Source organism: Mitsuaria sp. BK041 (assembly GCF_014193085.1).
Classification (GTDB): Bacteria; Pseudomonadota; Gammaproteobacteria; order Burkholderiales; family Burkholderiaceae_C; genus Roseateles.
In genome coordinates, this window is sequence record NZ_JACHYT010000002.1 from 158,792 (window position 1) to 181,536 (window position 22,745).

20 protein-coding genes are annotated in these 22,745 nt (G+C 70.5%); 7 read left to right on the plus strand and 13 right to left on the minus strand.

Translation table 11 applies throughout. The features are described from left to right. Window positions 1-74: 74 nt before the first annotated feature. The 9 genes from FHT38_RS16625 to FHT38_RS16665 form a co-directional block, all read right to left on the minus strand. Window positions 75-1,040, minus strand: coding sequence for a tripartite tricarboxylate transporter substrate-binding protein (locus tag FHT38_RS16625; RefSeq protein ID WP_183492597.1), 966 nt, complete (start codon window positions 1,038-1,040; stop codon window positions 75-77). A 139-nt stretch (window positions 1,041-1,179) separates the two neighbouring features. Then, window positions 1,180-2,463 carry a phenylacetate--CoA ligase family protein gene (locus FHT38_RS16630; protein WP_183492598.1) on the minus strand — a complete coding sequence of 428 codons (1,284 nt, stop codon included), beginning with the start codon at window positions 2,461-2,463 and terminating at the stop codon, window positions 1,180-1,182. Next, window positions 2,463-2,753, minus strand: coding sequence for a hypothetical protein (locus FHT38_RS16635; RefSeq protein WP_183492599.1), 291 nt, complete (start codon window positions 2,751-2,753; stop codon window positions 2,463-2,465). The genes FHT38_RS16630 and FHT38_RS16635 overlap by 1 nt, the downstream gene beginning before the upstream one ends. A gap of 45 nt (window positions 2,754-2,798) precedes the next feature. After that, window positions 2,799-3,605, minus strand: a complete 807-nt coding sequence (locus FHT38_RS16640) for an ABC transporter ATP-binding protein (protein WP_183492600.1) — start codon at window positions 3,603-3,605, stop codon at window positions 2,799-2,801. A gap of 14 nt (window positions 3,606-3,619) precedes the next feature. Further along, on the minus strand, window positions 3,620-4,963 hold the full coding sequence (locus FHT38_RS16645; protein ID WP_183492601.1) for an ABC transporter substrate-binding protein: 1,344 nt from the start codon (window positions 4,961-4,963) through the stop codon (window positions 3,620-3,622). Window positions 4,964-5,063: 100 nt separating this feature from the next. Next, on the minus strand, window positions 5,064-6,128 hold the full coding sequence (locus FHT38_RS16650; protein ID WP_183492602.1) for a branched-chain amino acid ABC transporter permease: 1,065 nt from the start codon (window positions 6,126-6,128) through the stop codon (window positions 5,064-5,066). 30 nt (window positions 6,129-6,158) lie between these two features. Beyond that, window positions 6,159-7,088, minus strand: coding sequence for a branched-chain amino acid ABC transporter permease (locus tag FHT38_RS16655; protein WP_183492603.1), 930 nt, complete (start codon window positions 7,086-7,088; stop codon window positions 6,159-6,161). A 24-nt stretch (window positions 7,089-7,112) separates the two neighbouring features. Then, window positions 7,113-8,021, minus strand: coding sequence for an ABC transporter ATP-binding protein (locus FHT38_RS16660; protein WP_091725836.1), 909 nt, complete (start codon window positions 8,019-8,021; stop codon window positions 7,113-7,115). After that, window positions 8,021-9,967 (minus strand): AMP-binding protein, encoded by a 1,947-nt coding sequence (locus tag FHT38_RS16665; RefSeq protein WP_183493572.1) that lies wholly within the window; start codon window positions 9,965-9,967, stop codon window positions 8,021-8,023. The genes FHT38_RS16660 and FHT38_RS16665 overlap by 1 nt, the downstream gene beginning before the upstream one ends. Window positions 9,968-10,294: 327 nt before the next feature. Between FHT38_RS16665 and FHT38_RS16670 the strand changes: the two genes are divergently transcribed. Beyond that, on the plus strand, window positions 10,295-10,951 hold the full coding sequence (locus FHT38_RS16670) for a Crp/Fnr family transcriptional regulator (RefSeq protein ID WP_404932661.1): 657 nt from the start codon (window positions 10,295-10,297) through the stop codon (window positions 10,949-10,951). 45 nt (window positions 10,952-10,996) lie between these two features. Here FHT38_RS16670 and FHT38_RS16675 read toward each other — a convergent pair whose 3' ends face one another. Further along, on the minus strand, window positions 10,997-11,587 hold the full coding sequence (locus tag FHT38_RS16675; RefSeq protein WP_183481848.1) for a GNAT family N-acetyltransferase: 591 nt from the start codon (window positions 11,585-11,587) through the stop codon (window positions 10,997-10,999). A gap of 345 nt (window positions 11,588-11,932) precedes the next feature. On the opposite strand from FHT38_RS16675, the gene FHT38_RS16680 reads away from it, so the two are divergent. From FHT38_RS16680 to FHT38_RS16700, 5 genes are all read left to right on the plus strand, one after another. After that, complete coding sequence (locus tag FHT38_RS16680; RefSeq protein WP_091725845.1) at window positions 11,933-12,616, plus strand: response regulator transcription factor; 684 nt, start codon at window positions 11,933-11,935, stop codon at window positions 12,614-12,616. 7 nt (window positions 12,617-12,623) lie between these two features. Next, window positions 12,624-13,928, plus strand: coding sequence for a HAMP domain-containing sensor histidine kinase (locus tag FHT38_RS25665; RefSeq protein ID WP_175538318.1), 1,305 nt, complete (start codon window positions 12,624-12,626; stop codon window positions 13,926-13,928). A gap of 136 nt (window positions 13,929-14,064) precedes the next feature. Then, the gene (gene imuA, locus FHT38_RS16690; protein ID WP_183492604.1) at window positions 14,065-14,934 is read left to right on the plus strand and encodes a translesion DNA synthesis-associated protein ImuA; all 870 of its coding nucleotides are present in this window, start codon (window positions 14,065-14,067) and stop codon (window positions 14,932-14,934) included. Continuing rightward, on the plus strand, window positions 14,882-16,375 hold the full coding sequence (locus FHT38_RS16695; protein WP_183492605.1) for a DNA polymerase Y family protein: 1,494 nt from the start codon (window positions 14,882-14,884) through the stop codon (window positions 16,373-16,375). Before imuA ends, FHT38_RS16695 begins: the two co-directional genes overlap by 53 nt. Before the next feature lie 13 nt (window positions 16,376-16,388). Continuing rightward, window positions 16,389-19,688 (plus strand): error-prone DNA polymerase, encoded by a 3,300-nt coding sequence (locus FHT38_RS16700; RefSeq protein WP_183492606.1) that lies wholly within the window; start codon window positions 16,389-16,391, stop codon window positions 19,686-19,688. Window position 19,689: 1 nt separating this feature from the next. Here the strand turns inward: FHT38_RS16700 and FHT38_RS16705 are convergent, their stop codons facing one another. After that, entirely contained in the window at window positions 19,690-20,124 is a 435-nt protein-coding gene (locus tag FHT38_RS16705; RefSeq protein ID WP_183492607.1) for a type II toxin-antitoxin system VapC family toxin, read from the minus strand. Beyond that, window positions 20,121-20,399 carry an AbrB/MazE/SpoVT family DNA-binding domain-containing protein gene (locus tag FHT38_RS16710; protein ID WP_147242549.1) on the minus strand — a complete coding sequence of 93 codons (279 nt, stop codon included), beginning with the start codon at window positions 20,397-20,399 and terminating at the stop codon, window positions 20,121-20,123. The genes FHT38_RS16705 and FHT38_RS16710 overlap by 4 nt, the downstream gene beginning before the upstream one ends. A 256-nt stretch (window positions 20,400-20,655) precedes the next feature. Here FHT38_RS16710 and FHT38_RS16715 point away from each other — a divergent pair, with 256 nt between their 5' ends. After that, window positions 20,656-21,465 carry an alpha/beta hydrolase gene (locus FHT38_RS16715; RefSeq protein ID WP_183492608.1) on the plus strand — a complete coding sequence of 270 codons (810 nt, stop codon included), beginning with the start codon at window positions 20,656-20,658 and terminating at the stop codon, window positions 21,463-21,465. A 156-nt stretch (window positions 21,466-21,621) separates the two neighbouring features. On the opposite strand, the gene FHT38_RS16720 is transcribed toward FHT38_RS16715, so the two are convergent. Continuing rightward, window positions 21,622-22,662 carry a hypothetical protein gene (locus FHT38_RS16720; protein WP_175538319.1) on the minus strand — a complete coding sequence of 347 codons (1,041 nt, stop codon included), beginning with the start codon at window positions 22,660-22,662 and terminating at the stop codon, window positions 21,622-21,624. Window positions 22,663-22,745 lie beyond the last annotated feature (83 nt).

The window sequence follows — 22,745 nt, forward strand, 5'->3', positions numbered from 1 at the left end:
GCGGCGCCCGCCGCAATGAAAAAGCCCGCCAGGAGGCGGGCTTGCGGGGCGATCAGTCGGCGATCAATCGACGATCAGTCAGCGTACTGGCCGGCCGCCTTGATGACCGGGGTCCACTTGTTGATCTCGGCCTCGACGAACTTCTTGTGCTCGGCCGGGTTCACGCGGTTGTCGGTCACGATCACCGCGCCCAGCGCTTCCTCGCGCTTGTGGAAGTCGGCGTCCTTGAGCGCCGTCTTCAGCGCGGTATTGATCTTCTCCAGCACCGCCTTGGGCGTGCCCTTGGGCGCGTACATGCCGTGCCAGATCGACACGTTGAAGCCCTTCACGCCGGATTCGTCCAGCGTCGGCAGCTTGGCCAGCGAGCCGCCCAGGCGCTTGGGCGTCGAGACCGCGAAGGCCTTGACCTTGCCGCCGTCGATCTGCGAGGTGGTGTTGGTGGTCTGGTCGCACATGATGTCGACCTGGCCGCCGATCAGGTCGGTCATGGCCGGGCCGGTGCCCTTGTAGGGGACGGTGGTCATGTCGATCTTGATCGTGCTCATGTAGAGCAGGCCGCACAGGTGCGAGGCCGATCCCAGGCCCGCGTTGGCCAGGTTGATCTTGCCCTGGTTGGCATGGAGCCATTTCTGCAGCTCGGCGTAGTTGTTGGCCGGCAGGTTCGGGCGCGAGATCAGCGTCATCGGCACTTCGTTGATCAGGCCGAGGTACTCGAAGTCGTCCAGGGTCTTGTACTGCAGGTTGCGGTACAGGGCCGGCGCGGTCGACATGCCGATGTGGTGCAGCAGCAGGGTGTAGCCGTCCGGCGCGGCCTTGGACACCTTGGTGGCGCCCAGCGTGCCGCCGGCGCCGCCGACGTTCTCGATCACGATGGTCGCGTTCAGGGGCTTGCGCAGCGCCTCGGCCAGGTCGCGGGCGACCTTGTCGGTCGGGCCGCCGGCGGCGAACGGAACGACGATGGTCACCGGCTTGTCGGGATATTCGGCCCAGGCGGCGCCGACGCTCAGCAACGCGACACAGGCGAGCAAGGTCTTCTTCATGGCTGTCTCTTCCTCGATGGAGGTGTGGGTGATGGCGCGGATGCTAGGTCGCCGCCCTTCCCTGCAACCTTCGGAAACTACGTAAGCCGGGATCCCCCGGGGCCTGGGACCCGGGCATCTGCCGCGAAACAGCGGGAAATCAGTCGAACTTGCGCAGGTCCTCGATGACTTTTCCGTCGTTGGGCAGCGCGCCCGCGGCGACGAAGGCCACCTCGCCCCGCAGCTTGGTCACCTCGCGCAAGGCGACGGCCAGCTGGTCCGCCAGGCCCTCGGGGACGGCGCCGTCGGTCTCCACCCGCAGCGTCATCCGGTCCTGCGCCATCTCCCCCTCGACGACCAGCCGCCCGCGCCGCGCCTGCGGGAAGCGCCGCAGCACCTCGGCGACCTGGCCGGCATGCACGAACATGCCGCGCACCTTGGCGCTCTGGTCGGCGCGCCCCATCCAGCCCTTGATGCGCAGGTTGGTGCGCCCGGTCGGGCAGGTGCCCGGCAGCACCGCCGACAAGTCGCCAGTCCCGAAGCGGATCAGCGGGTAATCCGGGTTGAGCGTGGTGACGACGACCTCGCCGACCTCGCCCTCGGGCACGGGGTCGCCGGTGCCGGGGCGGACGATCTCGACGATGACGCCCTCATCCACGACCAGGCCCTGGCGGGCCGAGGTCTCGTAGGCGATCAGGCCCAGGTCGGCGGTGGCGTAGCACTGGAAGCCGGTCACGCCGCGCTCGACGCACCAGTCGCGCAGCGCGGCGGGGAAGGCCTCGCCGCTGACCAGCGCCTTGCGCACCGACAGCGGCTGACCCTGTTCGGCCGCCTTGTCGAGCAGGATCTTCAGGAAGCTGGGCGTGCCGACGTAGGCATGGGGCCGCAGCTCGGCCATCGCCTGCAGCTGCAGTTCGGTGTTGCCGACGCCGCCGGCGAAGACCGTGCAGCCCAGCGCCTCGGCGCCGCCTTCCATCATGGCGCCGGCGGGGGTGAGGTGGTAGCTGAAGGAGTTGTGGACCAGGTCGCCGGCGCGCAGCCCGGCCGCGTGCAGCGCGCGTCCGACGCGCCAGTAGTCGCGGCCCAGGCCTTCGGGCTCGTAGATCGTGCCGGGCGACTGGAACACGCGGCGCGCGCCGGTGTCGCGCTTCAGGCCGCGCCAGCCGATGGTCGAGAAACCGCCGAAGGGCTCGAAGGCGCCGCGTCCGCCGTCGGCGCGCACCGCCTGCTGGCGCGCCAGCAGTTCCGACTTGCGCGTCACCGGCAGCCGGGCCAGCGCGGCGCGGCTGCGGACCTGGTCGGGCTCGACCTCGGCCAGCAGCGCGGCGAAGGCCTCGGTGTGCTGCCGCGCGTTGGCGATCTGGTGCGGCAGGGCCGCCATCAGGGCGGCCTCGCGGAGCGCGGGGTCGCGGGCCTCGAGGGTGTCGTAGAACTCCGCGGCCATCACTCGTCCGCCCATTGCGCGAGCCGGCGCTTGAGGTCGTCCTGGAGCTTGCGCACGTCGGCGGCGCTGCGGCAGGCACGGGTCTCCCAGTCGGGGCTGCGCATCGGCTTCTTCGCCAACTGCGCGGTGATCTGGCCGTCGCCGGCCGACAGCCGGAGGACCTCGCTGCCCTCGAAGCTCCAGCTGTCGCCGCGCTCAGTGAGCTGGCGCAGGTCGCGCAGCGCGCGGCGGAGCTGCACGAGCGCCTCCTCGACCTTGAACGGCGGTGGCGCGAAGAAGTCGTTGTCCATGAACTGCTCTCCCTTGGATCTCCGGTCAGGGCGCGCTGGCGGGCCTCAGGCCAGCCAGCGCTTGCGGCGCTTGTAGCTCTTGACGTCGCGGAAGCTCTTGCGGTCGGTGCCGCCCATGCCGAGATAGAACTCGCGCACGTCCTCGTTGTCCCGCAGCGCCTGGGCCTCGCCATCCATGACGACGCGGCCGTTCTCGAGGATGTAGCCGTAATCGGCGTAGCGCAGCGCCATGCTGGTGTTCTGCTCGGCCAGCAGGAAGGTGGTGCGCTCCTTCTGGTTGAGGTCGCGGACGATCTCGAAGACCTCCTCCACGATCTGCGGCGCCAGGCCCATCGAGGGCTCGTCCAGCAGCACCATCTTGGGATTGGCCATCAGCGCGCGCCCGATCGCGCACATCTGCTGCTCGCCGCCGGAGGTGTAGGCCGCCTGCGAGCCGCGCCGCGTCTTCAGGCGCGGGAAGTAGGCGTAGACCTTCTCGAGGGTCTCGGCCACCGCGGCCTTGCCGTCCTTGCGGGTGTAGGCGCCGGTCAGCAGGTTCTCCTCGATCGTCAGGTGCGCGAAGCAGTGACGGCCTTCCATCACCTGGATGACGCCGCGGTCGACCATGGCGGAGGTGGACAGGCGCTCGATGCGCTCGCCGCGCAGCTCGATCGAGCCCTTGGTCACCTCGCCGCGCTCGCCGGCGAGCAGGTTGCTCACCGCGCGCAGCGTCGTGGTCTTGCCGGCGCCGTTGCCGCCGAGCAGCGCCACGATGCGTCCTTCCGGCACCTGCATCGAGACCCCCTTGAGCACGAGGATCACGTGGTTGTAGATGACCTCGATGCCGTTGACGTTCAGGAGGACCTTGGTCATGGCGCGCTCCGGGCTCAGCTCTGGCAGTCCGCCGGGGTGCGGCGGGTGACCTTCTTGTCGCTGGCGTACTTGTCCGCCGCCGCCTTGACCATCGGCTTGATGATCTGCTCGTCGGCCTGCAGCCAGTCGGAGGAGAAGTTCCACTTGCTGCCGTCCCAGGTGTGGACGCGCGCCCAGGTGGAGCCCATGTGGTCCTGGCAGGAGGTGGAGATCGGCCGGATCAGGTTGCCCAGGCCGAGCGCGTCGAGCCGCTTCTGGTCGATGGACAGGTTCTCCAGGCCCCAGCGCACCTGCTCGCCGGTCATGACCTTGCCCTTGCCGAAGCGCTCCTGCGCGCGGCGGATCGCCTCGACGCTGAGCATCGAGATGATCATCCCGCGCGTGTACAGCACCGAGCCGACCTCGTCCTTGGGCCCGCTACCCTGGCCCTTCTCATGGACATACTTGAGGATGTCCTGCATGACCCTGGCCTGCTGGCCCGAGCCGTTCAGCGCCAGCGCGTTGTAGCCCTTGGCGCCCTCGCCCACGTCCTTGACGTCGGGCTCGGCGCCGGCCCACCACACGCCGTACATCTTCTCGCGCGGATAGCCGGTGGCCTGGGCCTCCTTCAGCGCGGTCGAGTTCATCACGCCCCAGCCCCACAGCAGCACGTAGTCCGGACGCTGCTGGCGCACCTGCAGCCAGGCCGACTTCTGCTCGACGCCGGGCGCCGTCACCGGGATCTTCACCAGCTCGAAGCCATGCATCTTCTGCCGCTCCTCCAGCAGCGGGATGGGCTCCTTGCCGAAGGGCGAGTCGTGATAGACCAGCGCGATCTTCTTGCCCTTGAGCTTGTCGAAGCCGCCCTCCTTCTTCGCCAGGTGCTGGATCAGCATGTCGGCGGCGGTCCAGTAGCTGCCCATCATCGGGAAATTCCACTTGAAGACATTGCCGTCCTGCGAGGCCGACAGCCCGTAGCCCAGCGTCACCAGCGGGATCTTGTCGGTGGGCACCTTGTCGGTCAGCGCGAAGGTGATGCCGGTGGCCTGCGGATCGAACAGCGATGCGCCCTTGCCCTTGAGCCGCTCGTAGCACTCGACGCCCTTGTCGGTGGCGTAGCCGGTCTCGCATTCCTCGAAGGTGATCTTCACGCCGTTGATGCCGCCGTCGCGCGCGTTGATCAGCTTCAGGTAGTCCTGCTTGCCGTTGGCCCACGGCGTGCCGTTGGGCGCATACGGGCCGGTGCGGTAGACCAGCAGCGGGATGAACTGCTCCTTGGCCTGCGCCAGCGCGGCGCCCGAGCCGCCCAGCAGGCTGGCCGCGGCGGCCAGCATCAGCGCGGCGCGCGCCGCGATCGTCGAGGTCTTGTTCGGCTTCATCGGTCTGTCTCCTGGTGGCACTCGTGATGCCTTGTTGAATGTGTCGGAACCGGAAGGACTGCGGGGGAACTGCGGAATCAATGCGGAATCAATGCGGCTTTCAATGTGGGAAAGGCCACAGGCGCAGCTTCTCCTTGGCGATCTGCCAGAGCCGCGCGAGGCCGTGCGGCTCGACGATCAGGAAGAACACGATCAGCGCGCCGAAGATCATCGTGGTCAGGTGCGAGGCCAGCGCCGTGTCGATCGGGATGCCGAACCAGTACGGCAGGTTGTCCAGCACGATCGGCAGCACCACCAGGAAGGCGGCGCCGAAGAAGGCGCCGGCGATCGAGCCGAGCCCGCCGATGATCACCATGAACAGCAGCTGGAAGCTGCGGTCGATGGAGAACGCCGCCGGCTCCCACGAGCCCAGGTGGATGAAGGCCCACAGCGCGCCGGCCACGCCGACGATGAAGCTGCTGACCGCGAAGGCGCTGAGCTTGGCCGCCATCGGCCGGATGCCGATGACGGCGGCGGCGACGTCCATGTCCCGCATCGCCATCCAGCTGCGGCCGATGTGCCCGCGCACCAGGTTCTTGGCGATCAGCCCGAACACCAGCACGAAGGCCAGGCAGAACAGGTATTTCTGCACCGGCGTCTCCACCGGCAGCCCCAGCACCGACAGCCCCGACACGCCCACGGAGCCCGAGGGCGAATCGTTGGTCAGCCACTTGATGCGCAGGAAGGCCCAGTCGCAGAAGAACTGCGCGGCCAGCGTCGCCACCGCCAGGTACAGGCCGCGGATGCGCAGCGACGGGATGCCGAAGAGCACGCCCACCACCGTGGCGCACAGCCCGCCCAGCAGGATGGCGGCGACCACCGGCATGCCGTCCACCCGCGCCAGGAAGTTGAAAGCCGCGTAGGCCCCCACCGCCATGAAGCCGCCGGTGCCCAGCGAGATCTGCCCGCAGTAGCCGACCAGGATGTTCAGGCCCAGCGCCGCCAGCGACAGGATCAGGAAGGGGATGAGGATCGCGCGCAGCAGGTACTCGCTCGCGAGCCCCGGCACCACGATGAGCGCCAGCGCCAGCAGCAGCCCCATGGCCACGCGGTCCTGCGCGATCGGGAAGATCTGCTGGTCCGCGCCGTAGCTCGTCTTGAACTGGCCGTTCTCGCGATAGAGCATGTCGTTCTCCGTTTCAGGCGTTCGGGCCGTTCAGACGCGGTCGATGATCTTCTCGCCGAAGAGGCCCTGCGGCCGCAGCAGCAGGAAGACCAGCGCCAGCACGTAGGCGAACCAGATCTCGATGCCGCCGCCCAGCGACGGACCGATGTAGATCTCCGACAGCTTCTCGCCGACGCCGATGATCAGCCCGCCGATGATCGCGCCCGGCACCGAGGTCAGTCCGCCCAGGATCACCACCGGCAGCGCCTTGAGCGCCACCAGCGAGAGCGAGAACTGCACGCCCAGCTTGGAGCCCCAGATGATGCCGGCCACCAGCGCGACGAAGCCCGCCACGCTCCACACGATCACCCAGATGCGCGACAGCGGGATGCCGATCGACTGTGCCGCCTGGTGGTCGTCCGCCACCGCGCGCAGCGCCCGGCCGGTGCCGGTGAAGCGGAAGAACAGCGACAGCGCGGCGACCAGTACCGCGGCGATCAGCGCGGCCGCCAGGTCCTCCTGGTTGACCATCACGCCGCCCTGGAAGCTCTGCTCCATGAGGAACACCGGGTCCTTGGGCAGCCCCACGTCGATCTTGTAGATGTCCGAGCCGAACAACGTCTGCCCGAAGCCGTCCAGGAAGTAGGTGATGCCCAGCGTGGCCATCAGCAGCGTGATGCCTTCCTGGTTCACCAGGCGCGACAGCACCAGCTTCTGGATCAGCCAGGCGACGGCCACCATCAGCGCCATCGCCACGAGGAAGGCCAGCAGGTTGACGGCGAGCTTGCCGCTCAGGCCGGTCCAGCGCGGGATCCATTCGGCAAAACGCGCCATCGCCAGCGCCGCGAACAGCACCATCGCGCCCTGCGCGAAGTTGAAGACGCCGCTGGCCTTGAAGATGAGCACGAAGCCCAGCGCCACCAGCGAATACAGCATGCCCGTCATCAGGCCGCCGATCAGCGTTTCGAGGAAGAAGCCCATGTCGATCGCTCCTGCGTCCTGCCGTCAATGCGAGGCGCCGAGGTAGGCGCGGATCACGTCCTCGTTGGCGCGGACCTCGTCGGGCCGGCCATCGCCGATCTTGCGGCCGTAGTCCAGCACCACCACGCGGTCGCTGATGTCCATCACCACGCCCATGTCGTGCTCGATCAGCACGATGGTGGTGCCGAACTCGTCGTTGACGTCCAGGATGAAGCGGCACATGTCCTGCTTCTCCTCGACGTTCATGCCGGCCATCGGCTCGTCCAGCAGCAGCACCTTGGGCTCCATCGCCAGCGCGCGGCCCAGGTCGACGCGCTTCTGCAGCCCGTAGGGCAGCCGGCCCACCGGCGTCTTGCGATACGGCTGGATCTCGAGGAAATCGATGATGCGCTCGACGTGCTCGCGGTGCGCGATCTCCTCGCGCTCCGCCGGGCTCCACCACGGATTGCGAAAGGCCTGTGCGAACAGGCCGGTGCGCATGCGCAGGTTGCGGCCGCTCATGATGTTGTCCAGCACGCTCATGCCCTTGAACAGCGCCAGGTTCTGGAAGGTGCGCGCCACGCCCATCTCGGCCATGCGGCGCAGCCGCGTGCGCGGGCTCAGCCGGCGCACGTCCTCGCCGCGGAACAGCACCCGGCCCTGCTGCGGCTGGTAGACGCCGTTGATGCAGTTCAGCATCGAGCTCTTGCCCGCGCCGTTGGGGCCGATGATGGCGCGGATCTCGTGCTCGCGGACGTCGAAGCTGATGTCGTTGAGCGCCTTCACGCCGCCGAAGGACAGCGTGATGTTGCTGACTTCCAGGATCACCTCGCCGACACGGCGCTGCGCGGCGGGCGACTCGCTCGCGGCGGGCGCGCCCGGATCGGCGACGGCCGCGGCGGCCTGGGCATCCTGGAACAGCGCCGAGCCCGGCGCGGTGGCGATGGCGCTCATCAGGCGGCCCTCCGGGTGGGCGAGAAGGTGCGGGCCTCCTCGATGCGCAGGTCGGCGGCGACGCTGCCGGTGCGGCCGTCCTCGAAGCGGACCGCCGTCTCGATGTACTGCGACGGCCGGCCGTCGTAGAGCGCCTCGATCAGCACCCGGTACTTGTCGGCGATCGCGCCGCGGCGGACCTTGCGGGTGCGGGTGAGCTCGCCGTCGTCGGCATCCAGCTCCTTGTGCAGCACGAGGAAGCGGGTGATCTGGCTGCCGGCCAGACGCTCGTCCTGCGCGAGGTCGGCGTTGACCTTCTCCACGCAGTCGCGGATCAGCGCGTAGACCTCGGGCTTGCCGGCCAGGTCGGTGTAGCCGGCGTAGGGCAGGTTGCGGCGCTCGGCCCAGTTGCCGACGGCCTCGAAGTCGATGTTGACGAAGGCGCAGACGCGGTCGCGGCCATCGCCGAAGGCCACCGCCTCCTTCACGAAGGCGAAGAACTTGAGCTTGTTCTCGACGTACTTGGGCGCGAACATCGCGCCGTCATGCGCGCCGCCGCGCAGGCGGCCCACGTCCTTGGCGCGGTCGATGATCTTCAGGTGGCCGCCGGCATCGAGGAAGCCCGCGTCGCCGGTGCGGTACCAGCCGTCGGCGCCCAGCACCTCGGCCGTCGCCTCGGGGTTCTTGTAGTAGCCCTTGAGCAGGCCCGGCGAGCGCACCAGGATCTCGCCGCTCTCGGCCAGCTTGATCTCCACGCCGTCGATGGGCACGCCGACGGTGTCGGACCGGGCCTCGTGGTCGGGCTGCAGGCAGACGAAGACCGCGGTCTCGGTTGAGCCGTAGAGCTGCTTGAGGTTGATGCCGATCGAGCGGTAGAAGCTGAACAGGTCGGGGCCGATGGCCTCGCCGGCGGTGTAGGCCACGCGCACCCGCGAGAAGCCCAGCGCGTTGCGCAGCGGCCCGTAGACGGCGAGGTCGCCGAGCCGGTACTTGAAGCGCTCCCAGGCGCCGACCGGCTGGCCGTCCATCAGCGCGGGCCCGACGCGATGGGCCAGCGCCATGCACCGCGCGAAGAGCCAGCGCTTGAGCGCGCCGGCGTCCTCCATGCGGATCATCACGCTGGTGAGCAGGCCCTCGAAGACGCGTGGCGGCGCGAAGTAGTAGGTCGGGCCAATCTCCTTGAGGTCGATGCTGACGGTGCTGGCCGACTCGGGGCAGTTGACGACGTAGCCGCAGGCCAGCCATTGCGCGTAGCTGAAGATGTTCTGGCCGATCCAGGCGCACGGCAGGTAGGCCAGCACCTCCTCGTCGTGGGTGAGGCGGTCGAAGCGCGCGCCCGCCTGCGCGCGGTCGATCAAGGTCGCATGGGTGTGGACCACGCCCTTCGGGTGGCCGGTGGTGCCGGAGGTGAAGAACATCGCCGCCACGTCCTCGGCGCGGCCGGCCTCGACCTCGCGCTCGAACCAGCCGGGATGGCGCATCGCATGGGCGCGGCCGTCGTCGCACAGGCCGTCGATCGAGCCCAGGCCGTCGGCCGCGTAATGGCGCAGGCCGCGCGGATCGTCGAACCAGACGCGGCGCAGCGCCGGGCACTGGTCGCGGATCTCGAGCAGCTTGTCGACCTGCTCCTGGTCCTCGACGACGGCGAAGGCGACCTCGGCGTTCTGCAGCGGGTAGACGAACTCGGCGGCCACCGCGTCCTGGTACAGCGGCACCGGGATCGCGCCCAGCGACTGCGCGGCGAGCATGGCCGCGTACAGCCGCGGCCGGTTCTCGCCGATGACCACCAGATGCTGGCCGCGCACCATGCCGGCGGCGGCGAAGCCGTGCGCGAGATCACGCACCAGCGCCGCGAGCCCGGCCCAGTCCAGCGTCTGCCAGATGCCGAGCTCCTTCTCGCGCAGCGCCGGCGCGCCGGGGCGCTGCCGTGCATGGGCGAGCAGCAAGCGGGGGAAGGTCTGGTCCACCGTCGTCTCCTTGTGGTCCCCGCTGTCGCCGTCTCTGGTGGAGGCGCTCATGCCGCGGGGTGAATGGACTGTAGGCCGGCTCATTGACGCCGTGTTGTCGTTGCGACGACATTCCTAGGGAGAGTTCGGGGCAGCGTTTTCCCCAGGGGGGCGCGTCAGGCTGTTGTCATGCGCCGGCGCGATGAACGGGGGATGGCCTCGATCACCGACACCGCTGTCCGCGCCGCGCTGGGTTCGCCGTCCCCGCCGCCCCTGCACCCGTCCCTGTCGGGGGCCGTGCCGACGCAGCCGCTGCGGCTGCGGGCGCGGGCCGCGAGCGCGCAGGAGATGGGCGCCATTCCCTGGCTGAAGGCGATCGAGCCGGAACTGCGCGAGCGGGTCTCCGCCAGCATCCAGGTGGCGGAGGTGGAGGTCGGCGAGCGCATCTGCCGCATCGGGCGCGAAGCCAATTTCTGGTTCGGCGTCATCGACGGCCTGCTCAAGATGAGCAACGACGAGGCGGCGGCGCGCCAGGTCACCTTCACCGGCGTCCCGCCGGGCGGCTGGTTCGGCGAGGGCACCCTGCTCAAGCGCGAGGCCTACCGCTACAACATCCAGGCGCTGCGCCGCAGCGTCGTCGCCGGCCTGCCGCTGGACAGCTTCCATGAGCTGCTGGAGACCAGCCTGGCCTTCAACCGCTACGTGCTGAACCAGCTCAACGAGCGGCTGGGCCAGTTCATCGCCGCACGCGAGATCGACCGCCAGAGCGATCCCGACCTGCGCGTCGCCCGCAACCTGGCAGCGCTGTTCCATCCCCAGCTGTACCCCGGCGTGAACGGGCTGCTGCGCATCACGCAGCAGGAACTGGGGCATCTGGTGGGGCTCTCGCGTCAGCGCGTCAACGAGGCCCTGCGCCACCTGCAGGCGCAGCGGCTCATCGCGGTCGAGTATGGCGGACTGCGGGTGCTGGACCTGGCGGGGCTGCGGGTGTATCCGCAGCAGTAGCGGCGCCGGGGTGACGTCGGTCCGCGGGCGCGGGGCCGGCCGGCCTCAGGCGCCGAACGGCGTCGCCTCGGGCTGCGCCGGCGGGTGCGCGGCGTACTGCGCGGCGTTGATCTCGTAGAGCAGGCTGGCCGCCTCGCCCGGATGCTCGGCGACCGAGCCGGTCAGCCGCAGCCCGACCCGCTCCAGCGTCTTGCGCGCCGCGGTGTTGCCCGGCGCCAGCAGCGCCTGCACCGAGGTCGCGTGCAGGCTGTCGAAGGCCAGCGCCAACGCCGCCAGCGACATCTCCGCCGCATACCCCTGGCCCCAGTGGTCGGACAGGAAGTGGAACTCCAGCAGCAGCGCCGGCGCGCCGCAGATCCGTCCCCGGCTCAGGCCGCCGAAGCCGATCGCGCCGAGCGAAGGCTGCTCGCGCAGCGCGACCGCCCACGGCCCCAGTCCGTCGCGCGCCCACAGCCCGCGCCATTGCTCCAGCCGCTCGGACATGGCGGGACCGCCGGATTCGAATCGACGATTCGCCGGGTCGCACAGCAGGTCGCGGAAGGTCCGGGCGTCCGCCGCCGCGGGCGGACGCAGGGTCAGCCGGGGCGTGTGGGTGAGCCGCTCGACGGCCGGGATGGAGAAGAGGGGGGCAAGCATAGGGGTTAACCCGCAAATTATGCGCCCGCGCCGCGTTTCAAGTCATCTCCCGACCGCTCGGTCGGTGACGGCAGCGGGACTTGCGTCACGAAAGGTGACGAAGGCGTTGGAACCCTGGAAGTTTTGGCCCCTTGCGCGCAGATCGCCCGCTGCTTGCGCCGATCCCAAGGCCGCTCCCGGGGCCGTTACCCCGGCCGCGCCGGGCGACAGCCCAGCGACAGGTCGGCGCGGGCCGACTCGCATAGCATTCCCGGCATCCGCGGGCCCGGCGGGGGACTTCCCCCCATCCGGGCTCCCTCCCCAGGACGACGCGGCGCCCGGCGCCGCAGGAACGTGAGCCTCGTCATGAAGCTGCTGGTCATCGAAGACAACCCGGACATCGTCGCCAACCTGTTCGCCTACCTCGAGCCGATGGGCTACGAGCTGGACGTGGCCCGCAACGGCCTGGGCGGGCTGGCGCAGGCCGCCGCCGGCTCCTACGACGCGATCGTGCTGGACCTGACCCTGCCCGGCCTGGACGGGCTGGACGTGGCCCGGCGCCTGCGCAAGGACTTCCGCCGGCCGACCCCCATCCTGATGCTGACCGCGCGCGACACCATCGCCGACAAGGTCACCGGCTTCGAGAGCGGCGCCGACGACTACCTGGTCAAGCCCTTCTCGCTGGTCGAGCTGGAGATCCGCCTCAAGGCGCTGATGCGGCGCTCCCACGGGCTGAACCTGAGCTCGGCGGTGAGCTACGCCGATGTCAGCTTCGACCCCGACACGCTGGAAGCCACCCGCGCCGGCAAGCCGCTGCAGCTCACGCCCACCGGCTACAAGCTGCTCTCGGCCCTGCTGCGCGAGGCCCCCAAGCTGGTCCGCCGCGAGGACCTGGAACGCGAGGTCTGGGGCAACGACCCGCCCGACAGCGATGCGCTGCGCACCCACATCCACGCGCTGCGCTCGGCGCTGGACAAGCCCTTCCCCGTCCCGCTGCTGAAGACCCATCCGGGCATCGGATACCGGCTGGTGTCGCCCGATGCGGGATGAGCCCCGCGTGACCCGCGCCCCCTGGCGCCTGCGCTCCACCGCCGCGCCGACGACGCTGCGCACGCGCGTCGCCGCGGCCTTCCTGCTGCTGACCCTGCTGGTCTGCGGCGCCTTCGCCGTGGCGGCGGTGCGCATCGCCTCGAGCATCGAGGACCGCCTGATCGACCAGCGCCTGAGCCGCACCGCCGACGAGCTGATCGCCCGCGAGCGGCAGGGCCTGGAGCCCGACCTGCCGCCCAGCGTCACGCTCTACCGCGGCACGGAGATCCCGGCCCCGCTGCGCGGGAAGCCGCCCGGCAAGTACACGCTGCCGCAGGACGGCCAGCTGGTCAGCGCGCTGGTCCGGAACGACCTCGGCCCGGTCTTCGTGCTGACCGACCGCGACGAGGACTTCGCCAAGATCGAGGCGGGCGTCTACGGCCTGCTGGGCCTGGCCTTCGTCTGCTGCCTGGGTCTGGCGCTGTTCCTGGCGCAACTGACCGCGAGCCGCATCGTCGCGCCGGTGACCGCGCTGGCGCGCGCGGTGGAAACCGGCGCCGCGCCGCGCGAGTACCCGCTGCAGGATTCCACCGACGAACTGGGCGTGCTGTCGCGCGCCTTCGCCGCCAAGACCGAGGCCCAGCAGCGCTACCTGGACCGCGAGCGCTGGTTCACCGGCGACGTCAGCCATGAGCTGCGCACCCCGCTGGCGGTGATGCTGGGCGCCGCCGAGGTCCTGAAGGCGCGCCTGCACGGCCGGGACGACATGGTCGAGCTGGCCGAGCGCATCCGCCGCACCGCCGCCGACACCAGCGAACGCGTGGTCGCGATGCTGCTGCTGTCGCGCGATCCGGCCAGCATCGGCGCGCCGCCGACCGCGGTGCTGCCGCTGCTGCGCCAGGAGATGGAGCGCTGCCGGCCGCTGCTCAAGGGCAAGGCCGTCGAGATGACGCTGCATGCCGCTCCCGCCGATGCCGCCCTGGAAGTGCCGGCGCGGCCCGAGCTCGCCGCGATCGCGCTGGGCAACCTGATCCGCAACGCCTGCCAGTTCACCGAGGAAGGCCGCGTCGACATCCGGCTCGAGGCCGGCCGGGTCGTCATCGAGGACACCGGCATCGGCATCCCGCCGGCGGTGCGCGATCGCATCTTCGACCGCTTCATGCAGGTGGACCCGGCCGGCGCCGGCAGCGCCGGGCTGGGCCTGGCCATCGTCAAGCGCGTGGCCGAGCACCTGGGCTGGACCGTCAGCCTGGAGGCGCCCGCCAACGGCGGGACGCGCTTCGCGCTGAGCTTCGGGCAGGCGTCCAGGGAGCGGGACATTCTCCCCACTTGAAGCGCGACATCCGCTGGACGGGTCGGCCGTCCCACCTATACTGTATGCATATACAGCTCCCAACGCCGGTGTCACGACCGGCGTTGTCGTCTCTTCCGCCGACCGTCTCGCTGATCGTTCCGCCGACCGCCCCGCCATGTCCGCCCTGCCCTTGCCCCTTCCCCCCGCCGTGGCCGAGGCCGTCTGGCGCGGCGACGCGCTGGGCCGCGGCACCGACACGGTCTGGCCCAGCGGCTTCGACGCGCTGGACGCGGAACTGCCCGGCGGCGGCTGGCCCGGCCGCCAGCTGACCGAACTGCTGCTGCCGCAGTTCTCGCTGGCCGAATGGCGGCTGGCCGGCCCGGCGCTGCGACGCGTGGTCGCCGACGGCGCCGCGGTGGCGATGGTCGGCCCGCCCAAGCGCCCGCACCTGCCCGGCCTGATGCACCTGGGACTGGACGAGCGCCACCTGGTCTGGATCGACGCGCGCGCGCCCTCGGAGCGGCTCTGGTGCGCCGAGCAGCTGATCAAGTCCAACGCCGCCGGCGCGGTGCTGGCCTGGATGCCGCAGGCCGCGCCGGAACAGCTGCGGCGGCTGCAGGTGCTGGCGCAGTCCTTCGAGGGGCCGGTGTTCCTGTTCCGGCCGCTGGCCGCGCGCCACGACCCCTCGCCAGCGCCGCTGCGGCTGCAGGTGACGATCGACGTCGACTGGGCGCTGGACGTCCTGATCCTCAAGCGCAAGGGCCCCGCCCATGAGACGCCGCTGCGGCTGGCGTCCATCCCGGGCGGGCTCGAGCGGGTGCTGACGCCCCGGGTGATGCGGCCCAGCACGATGCGCCCCGTCGCGCCGCTCGCGCCACTCGCGCCGGTCATGCCCGCCGCGACTGAAGCCGCGCCCGCCGCAGCGTCCGCCGCCGCCTTGTCCGAATCCTCGCGCGCGCCGCAGCCGCTCGCCCTGTTCCCGGAGCTGACCGATGTTGTGGGTCGCCCTGATCCTGCCGCCTCGTCCGCCGGCGCCGTCCGCTGATCCGGCCGCGCCGCCAGACCATCCCTGGGGGATCTGTCCGGAGGCGCAGGCGGGGCTGGCCGTGTGGTGCCTGCAGTTCACGCCGCGCGTGGCGCTGATGGAGGACGCCGTCGTCATGGAGGTCGAGGCCAGCCTGCGGCTGTTCCGCGGCCGGGGCGCGCTCCAGGCGCGCATCGCCGACGAGGCGCCGGACCTGGGCGCCGTCGGCATCGGCTGGGCGCCGACGGCCACCGCCGCGCTGGTGCTGGCGCGCTGCGGCGTGCCGGACCTGGGCGGCCGGCTGCTGCAGGCGGTGCTGGATCCGCTCCCGCTGCAGGCGCTGAGCGCCGGCGCCGAACATGCGGAGCCGCTGAGCCGTGCCGGCATCAACACGCTGGGCCAGTTGCGGGCCTTGCCGCGCGGCGGCATCAGCCGGCGCTTCGGCGCGGCGCTGCTGGCGAAGCTGGACCAGGCCTACGGGCTGCGTCCGGAGGCGCACCGCTGGGAAGTGCTGCCGGAGGATTTCCACGCCCGCATCGAGCTGCCCGGCCGCGTGGACCACGCGCCGGCGCTGCTGCTGGGCGCGAGGCCGCTGCTGATGCGGCTGTGCGGCTGGCTGGCGGCGCGCCATGCCGGCGCGACCGGCGTGACGCTGCACTGGGTGCACGACTCGATGCGCGCCAAGGACGCGGGCGATGGCGGATCGCTGACGATCCGCACCGCCGAGCCGATCCGCGCGCTCGAGCACTTCTGCCGGCTGATGGCCGAGCACCTGGCCAAGACGAAGCTGCTGGCGCCGGTGGGCGAACTGCGGCTGGAGGCGATCGGCGTCCAGGCCATGACCGAGGACAGCGCCTCGCTGCTGCCCGACACGGTGCGCACCGGCGAGACGCTCTACTTGACGCTGGAGCGCATCGCCGCGCGCCTGGGCCCGGAGCGGGTGATGCAGCCGGCGCCTGGCGACGATCACCGGCTCGAATGGATGACGCGCTGGCAGCCCGCCACCGACGGCCAGCGCGCCGGCGCCTCGGGCACGGGGCGCCGGCGTCTGGCGACGCGGCCCGCGCCGTCCATGCCCGAACCCGGCTTCCTGCTGGAGCCGCCGCTGCGCCTGGCGCTGCGCGAACACCGGCCGCATTACCAGGGCGCGCTGACACTGCTGGTCGGTCCCGACCGCGTCGAGGGCGGCTGGTGGGACCGCCTGCCGGCGCGCGCGCCAGCGGACGCGGCAACTGGGACTGGGACTCGGACTGGGACCGGTGCCGGCGCCCGGGACCAGACCGCGCCGCCCTTCACCGCGCTCGTGCCACAGGACGACGCGGCGATGGTGGCGGTCGGCCACCGCAACGTCGTGCGCGACTACTGGATCGCGGTCAACGACAGCGCCGGCGTCGTCGCCATCTTCCGGCAACCGCTGGACGATGGCGGCAGCGCCTGGTTCCTGCACGGCGTCTACGCCTGAACGGGGTCGAGCGATGACCGCCCCGCCTGCCCTGCCCGCCGCCGCACTGCCCGCGCCACCCGCGCTGCCGGACTACGCCGAACTGCGCTGCCTGAGCAACTTCAGCTTCCTCAAGGGCGCCAGCTGGCCCGAGGAACTGGTCGAGCGCGCCAGGGAACTCGGCTACAGCGCGCTCGCGATCACCGATGAATGCTCGATGGCCGGCATCGTGCGCGCGCACGTGGCCGCCAAGCAGCATGGGCTGAAGCTGCTCGTGGGCAGCCAGTTCCGCATCGACCCGCGCGACGGCGCCGGTCCGGACGAGGCGGCCCCCTTCACGCTGGTGGCGCTGGCCTGCAACCTGAACGGCTACGGCAACCTGTGCCAATTGATCTCAAGGCTGCGGCGCTCGGCCGACAAGGGCAGCTACCGCTGCACGATCGACGACATCGGCCCCCAGGCACTGGATGACTGCGTCGTCATCGCCTGCGCGGACCGGCATGCGGCGGCCGCGCCGCTGCTGGCGATGTCGCGCTGGCTGCTGTCGCGCTTCACCGGCCGCTGCTGGCTGGGCGTGACCCAGACCCGCGAGCTCGACGACGAAAGCCGTCTGCTGCGACTGCGCGAGGCGGCCGCGCTGACCGAGATCCCGCTGGTGGCCGTCGGCGACGTCACCATGCATGTGCGCAGCCGCAAACCGCTGCAGGACGTGTTGACCGCGACCCGGCTGGGTCGGCCGCTGACCGAGTGCGGCCAGGCGCTGGACCGCAACGCCGAGCGCCACCTGCGCGCGCGGGGCCGGCTCGGGCTGGCCTTCCCCGCCGAACTGCTGGCCGAGACCCTGCGCGTGGCCGCCCGCTGCGAGTTCAAGCTCGACGAACTGCGCTACCACTACCCCTCGGAGGTCGTGCCCGACGGCGAGACGCCGGCCAGCCACCTGCGCCGCCTGACTTACGAAGGCGCGGGCCGGCGCTGGCCCGACGGCATTCCTCCGGCGGTCAGCGAGCAGATCGAACGCGAGCTCGCGCTGATCGAGGAGCTGCGCTACGAGCATTACTTCCTCACCGTTGCCGACATCGTCCACTTCGCGCGCTCGCAGGGCATCCTGTGCCAGGGGCGCGGCAGCGCGGCCAATTCCATCGTCTGCTACTGCACCCACGTGACCGAGGTCGATCCGCAGCGGATGCAGGTGCTGTTCGAGCGCTTCATCAGCAAGGAGCGCAACGAGCCGCCCGACATCGACATCGACTTCGAGCATGAGCGCCGCGAGGAGGTCATCCAGTACCTCTACCGCAAGTACACGCGCGAGCGCGCGGCGCTGGCGGCGGTGGTGATCTCGTACCGGGTCAAGAGCGCGCTGCGCGACGTCGGCAAGGCGCTGGGTTTCGAGCCGGAGACCCTGGACACGCTGTGCGGCAACCACCAGTGGTGGGACGGCCAGACCATCGACGCGGAGCGGCTGCGCGAATCGGGCCTGGACGCGAATGACCTGGCGGTGCGGCAACTGGTGGAGATCACCTCGGAGCTGCTCGGCTTCCCGCGTCACCTGTCGCAGCATCCGGGCGGCTTCGTGCTGACGCAGGGACCGCTGACGCGCATGGTGCCGGTGGAGAACGCGTCGATGCCGGACCGCACCGTGATCGAGTGGGACAAGGACGACCTCGACGCGGTCGGACTGCTCAAGGTCGACGTGCTGGGGCTGGGCATGCTGACGGCGATCCGCAAGACGCTGGACTTCATCGGCAAGCGCCAGCGGGCTCCCTTCGAGGTCAAGGACATTCCGGCCGAGGACCAGGCCACCTACAAGATGATCCAGCGCGCCGAGACGATCGGCGTGTTCCAGATCGAGAGCCGGGCGCAGCGCAGCATGCTGCCGCGGCTCAAGCCCGAGAAGTTCTACGACCTGGTGATCGAGGTGGCGATCGTGCGGCCCGGTCCGATCCAGGGCGGGATGGTGCATCCCTACCTGCAGCGGCGACAGGGGCTGGAGCCGGTGGTCTATCCGAGCGGATTGGAATCGGTGCTGGACCGCACGCTGGGGGTGCCGGTGTTCCAGGAACAGGTGATGCAGATCGCGATGATCGCGGCCGGCTTCACCGGCGGCGAGGCCGACGAGCTGCGGCGCTCGATGGCGGCCTGGAAGCGCAAGGGCGACCTGGGGAAATACCGCGAGAAGCTGATCGAAGGGATGCGCGCGCGCGACTACCCGGTGTCCTTCGCGGAGCAGATCTTCGAGCAGATCAAGGGCTTCTCGGAGTACGGCTTCCCGGAGTCGCACGCCGCGTCGTTCGCGTTGCTGGTCTACACGAGCAGCTGGCTCAAGAAGCACCGGACAGCGGAATTCCTGGCGGGGATGCTGAACGCGCAGCCGCTGGGCTTCTATTCGCCGAGTCAGCTGGTGCAGGACGCCAGGCGCAGCGGCGTCGAGGTGCGGCCGCCGGACGTGATGCACAGCGACTGGGACTGCACGCTGGAGCGTGCCGATGGCCGCGTGATCCGGCCCACGCGTCGCGGCAAGGACACCGAGGCGCTCGATGCGCGGCCGCTGGACCAGGACGGCATCGCGCAGGACGAGGACGGCGACCCCTATCTGGAGTCGGACGAAGCGCTGGCGATCGACGCGGCGCCGGTGGCGGTGCGGCTGGGACTGCGGCTGGTGAAGGGCCTGCAGCAGGCCTCGGCGGCGGCGATCTGCCTCGAGCGCAGACGCGGCCCGTTCAACGACGCGGAAGACCTGGCGCGCCGCACCGGCCTGAACCAGCAGCAGATGACGATGCTGGCGGCGGGCGACGCGCTGACCAGCCTGAGCGGCCATCGGCGCCAGCAGATGTGGGACGCGGCCGCGCAGCATGCGCCGCCACCGCTGCTGTCGACGGCGCCGGTGCAGGAGGACTTCCTGGCGTTGCCGCAGGCGCCGGAGGGCGAGGAGATCGTCTTCGACTACGCATCGCTGGGCCTGACGCTGCGGCGGCATCCGCTGTCGCTGCTGCGGCCGATGCTGCGCGAGCAGCGCTGGATGTCGGCACAGGAGCTGAACGAGTTGCCGGATGGCCGCCCGGCGCGCGGCTGCGGGATCGTGACGGTCAAGCAGCAGCCTGCGACGGCCAAGGGGACGATCTTCATCTCTCTGGAGGACGAGACCGGGGACATCCAGGTCATCGTGCACCGCGCGCTGTGGCAGCGGCAGCGCCAGGTCATGCTGCATTCGCGGCTGATGGCGGTGAAGGGCAAATGGCAGCGCAGCGGCGAGGTCCGCAACCTGATCGCCGGGCACATGGAAGACCTGACCCCGATGCTGGGACGCTTGAGGACGGAGAGCCGGGATTTTCACTAGATCACTGGAACGCCACCGACGCGTCGACGGAAACCACATCACGTGGCGACGCTACCTTCTCCCCAAGCAACTTGAGCTTCTTGAAGGCAGCCCTGTCGAACGTCATGAACACCTCTCCACCCGAAAGACGCCCTTCACAGGCGATCGCCCCATCGGCGAAATCGCCCCCGAGGTCGAGCACCGCCAGCCCTGCGGTAACGGCAAACAGGTTGACCTTGACACAGGGCTTCTCCACAAGCGTTCGAATCGCCTGGGCAATCTCGCCCGCTTCGAATTTGTACGAGCGTCCAAGCACCCAGGCGAACTCGCAGAGACACGACACCGGGACAACCACGAGCTCTGCGTCACCCAGCAATCGCATTGCGGCACGAGCCTGATCCAGGTCGTCCATGACGGCGATCCGGACCAGCACGTTGGTATCAACAGTCACCTTCATGGCTCTCCGGCCCATCCGTTCGCGATGGTCTCATTCATCTCGTCGATCGATACCGCCCCTGGGCGCCCCCGCGGCACTCCCGCAAGGATGCCAAGAAGGTCTCGAATATCGCCGGTCCGTCCACCTCGAAGAACGCAGCAGCCGTTGGGCAGCAGGTCGACCTCGATCTTTCCGCCTGGCCGGACTTTCAGGTGATCGAGCACCAACCGTTCAAGCTTGACCGTACGACGCTGAGACACCGTCATCGGCAGCAAATCGATCATCACGATGCTCATGAACAACCCTCTAATGCGTTGATGGACCCGGAAGACTAGCCCCGCACGCCATCGAAAAACCGCCTCTCCCCCTGACTTCCGTCAACGGTGGGAGAGAACGCGCGGCCTCCCCCTGCGGATCCCTCGGCTGTAGGTTCCGTCCGACGGCGCAATGCGTCCTCCGGGGGTACCCAAGGGGCCGGTCCTTGCGGAAAGATCGGCTCAATGGTCCTCATGCCGACCCGCCCGTCCCGATGGCCTGGCCGGCCCCGACATCATGAAAAAGATCGCCGTCCGTGCCCGCGCGCTGCCCGTCGCGGCGCCGCTCATCCCGTCGCCCTCCTGGGCGCTGCTCGGCATCGAGCCGCTGCGTGCCGCGATGGAATACGCCAGCTGCCGCCTGATGGACCGCAGCGGTCATCCGCCCGGCGACGGTCATCCCGTCATCGTGTTCCCCGGCCTGGCGGCCGACGCGCAGTCGATCGCGCCGCTGGTGGGCTTCTGCCACGGCCTCGGCTACGCGGCGCGCGACTGGGGCCGCGGCCTGAACACCGGGCCGGTGGGGAACATCGACCGCTGGCTCGACGCCCTCGCCGCCGACATCGAGGCGCTGGTCACCGACCAGCCGCAGGCGGTCTCGCTGGTCGGCTGGAGCCTGGGCGGCATCTACGCGCGCGAGATCGCCAAGCGCATCGCGCTGCCCGTCCGGCAGGTCATCACGATCGGCACGCCGATCACCGGCGAGGCGGCGCAGACCAACGTCAGCCTGCTCTACCGCTGGATCAACGGCGCGCTGCCGGTGCTGGACGAGGACTTCAAGGCGCGCCTCCTGGCCGCGCCCCAGGTGCCGACCACCGCCATCTACAGCCGCAGCGACGGCGTCGTCGCCTGGCAGGCCTGCGTGCAGCGCGAGGACCATCCGATGATCGAGAACGTCGAGGTCGACGGCAGCCACTGCGGTCTGGTGTGGAATCCCGCGGTGCTGAAGGTGGTCGCCGACCGGCTCGCCCATGCGCCCGGCGCGTGGCGCCCCTACGGCGACGCCACCGAGGCGAAACCCGCGCACGCCGTCCAGTCGCTGAACTGATCGGCGCTGAGCGCTGAGCAGCGCTCTGCGAGCGGCAGGCGCCGGGAGGCGCCCTGCCGCCCCACGCGCTACCGAATCAAGGCGATCAGGATGATGATCGGAATCGGCACGCCCAGCAGGTACAGCAACAGCGATCGCATGCGAGCTCTCCTTGGTTCAATCGATGAGGTCGCGCTGCCGGCCGCCGATGGTGGCCAGCAGGCTCGCGGTGAAGGCGCCGATCAGCAGCGCCACGAACATCCACAGCGCCGCCGCCAGCGTCGCCTTGCGCGCGGCATCCGCGGCTTCGCGGGCGCGCGTTTCCAGCGCCTGCGCCTCGGCGCGGGCGCGCTGCAGCGTCTCGGTCACGCGCCGCTCGGCCTCGGCCTGCGTCAGGCCGGTCCGCTGCGCCACCAGCTGCGAGGCGGCGCGCGTGTCGTCCGAGGACAGGCGGCCCTCATGACGCAGCGCCCGCACCACCAGGCGTCGCAGCGCGGCGGACGACTGCTCGTCCGCATGCGCCATCGACGCGTCCGGCCAGCCGCGCAGCGTCGCCGGATTGGCCCCGGCCGGCGCAGCGCCGGCGGTCGCGGTGAGCGAGGGCCGCAGCAGCGTGTCCACGTAATAGCCGAGATCGTCGCGAGCCAGCGGATCCGAGCCCGCCCGGCCCTCCGCGCCGCGCTCGGCCAGGGTGCCGTCGGTCTCGGGCGATGTCCCCGCAGTCGCCGTCGTCGCTGTCGCCGCCGCGCCGGCCGTCGCGACGCCGGCTGCGGTCGCCGCGCCCTTCACGCCCAGTCCCGCGATCGCGCCCACCGATGCCGTCAGCGTGGCCGCGGTGAACAGCGTCGCCACCGCCCAGGACAGCAGGCCGTGGGCGGTATCGCGGAAGTGGACCTCGTCGGCATCGGTGCCGCGCCAGCGCACCCGCAGCCGTCCGGCCAGGTAGCCGCCAAGCCCCGACGCCGCCAATTGCGTGAAGGCGAGCCACGCGATGCCCGCCGCGCCGAGCGTGCCGGCGCTGGCGCCATCGCCGCCCCAGGGCGACACGGCGGCCAGGCCCAGCCCGACGCCGAGCAGCAGCAGGATCAGCGACAGCGCCGCCGCCGCGGCCGCACCGGCCAGCACCGCGCCCCACGACACCGCCGAGACCGTCCCCCGGGCGGGGTAGGCTCCGCCGACGCTGCTCTCGCCCGCATACCAGGCTTCGTTCGCGACCATCGCAATCCCCTCGAGTGGTGATGAGGTCTGCTGGCAAAGGGCGGACCCGAGACCGTAACCCGGCGCCGTAACGTCCCGCCGTA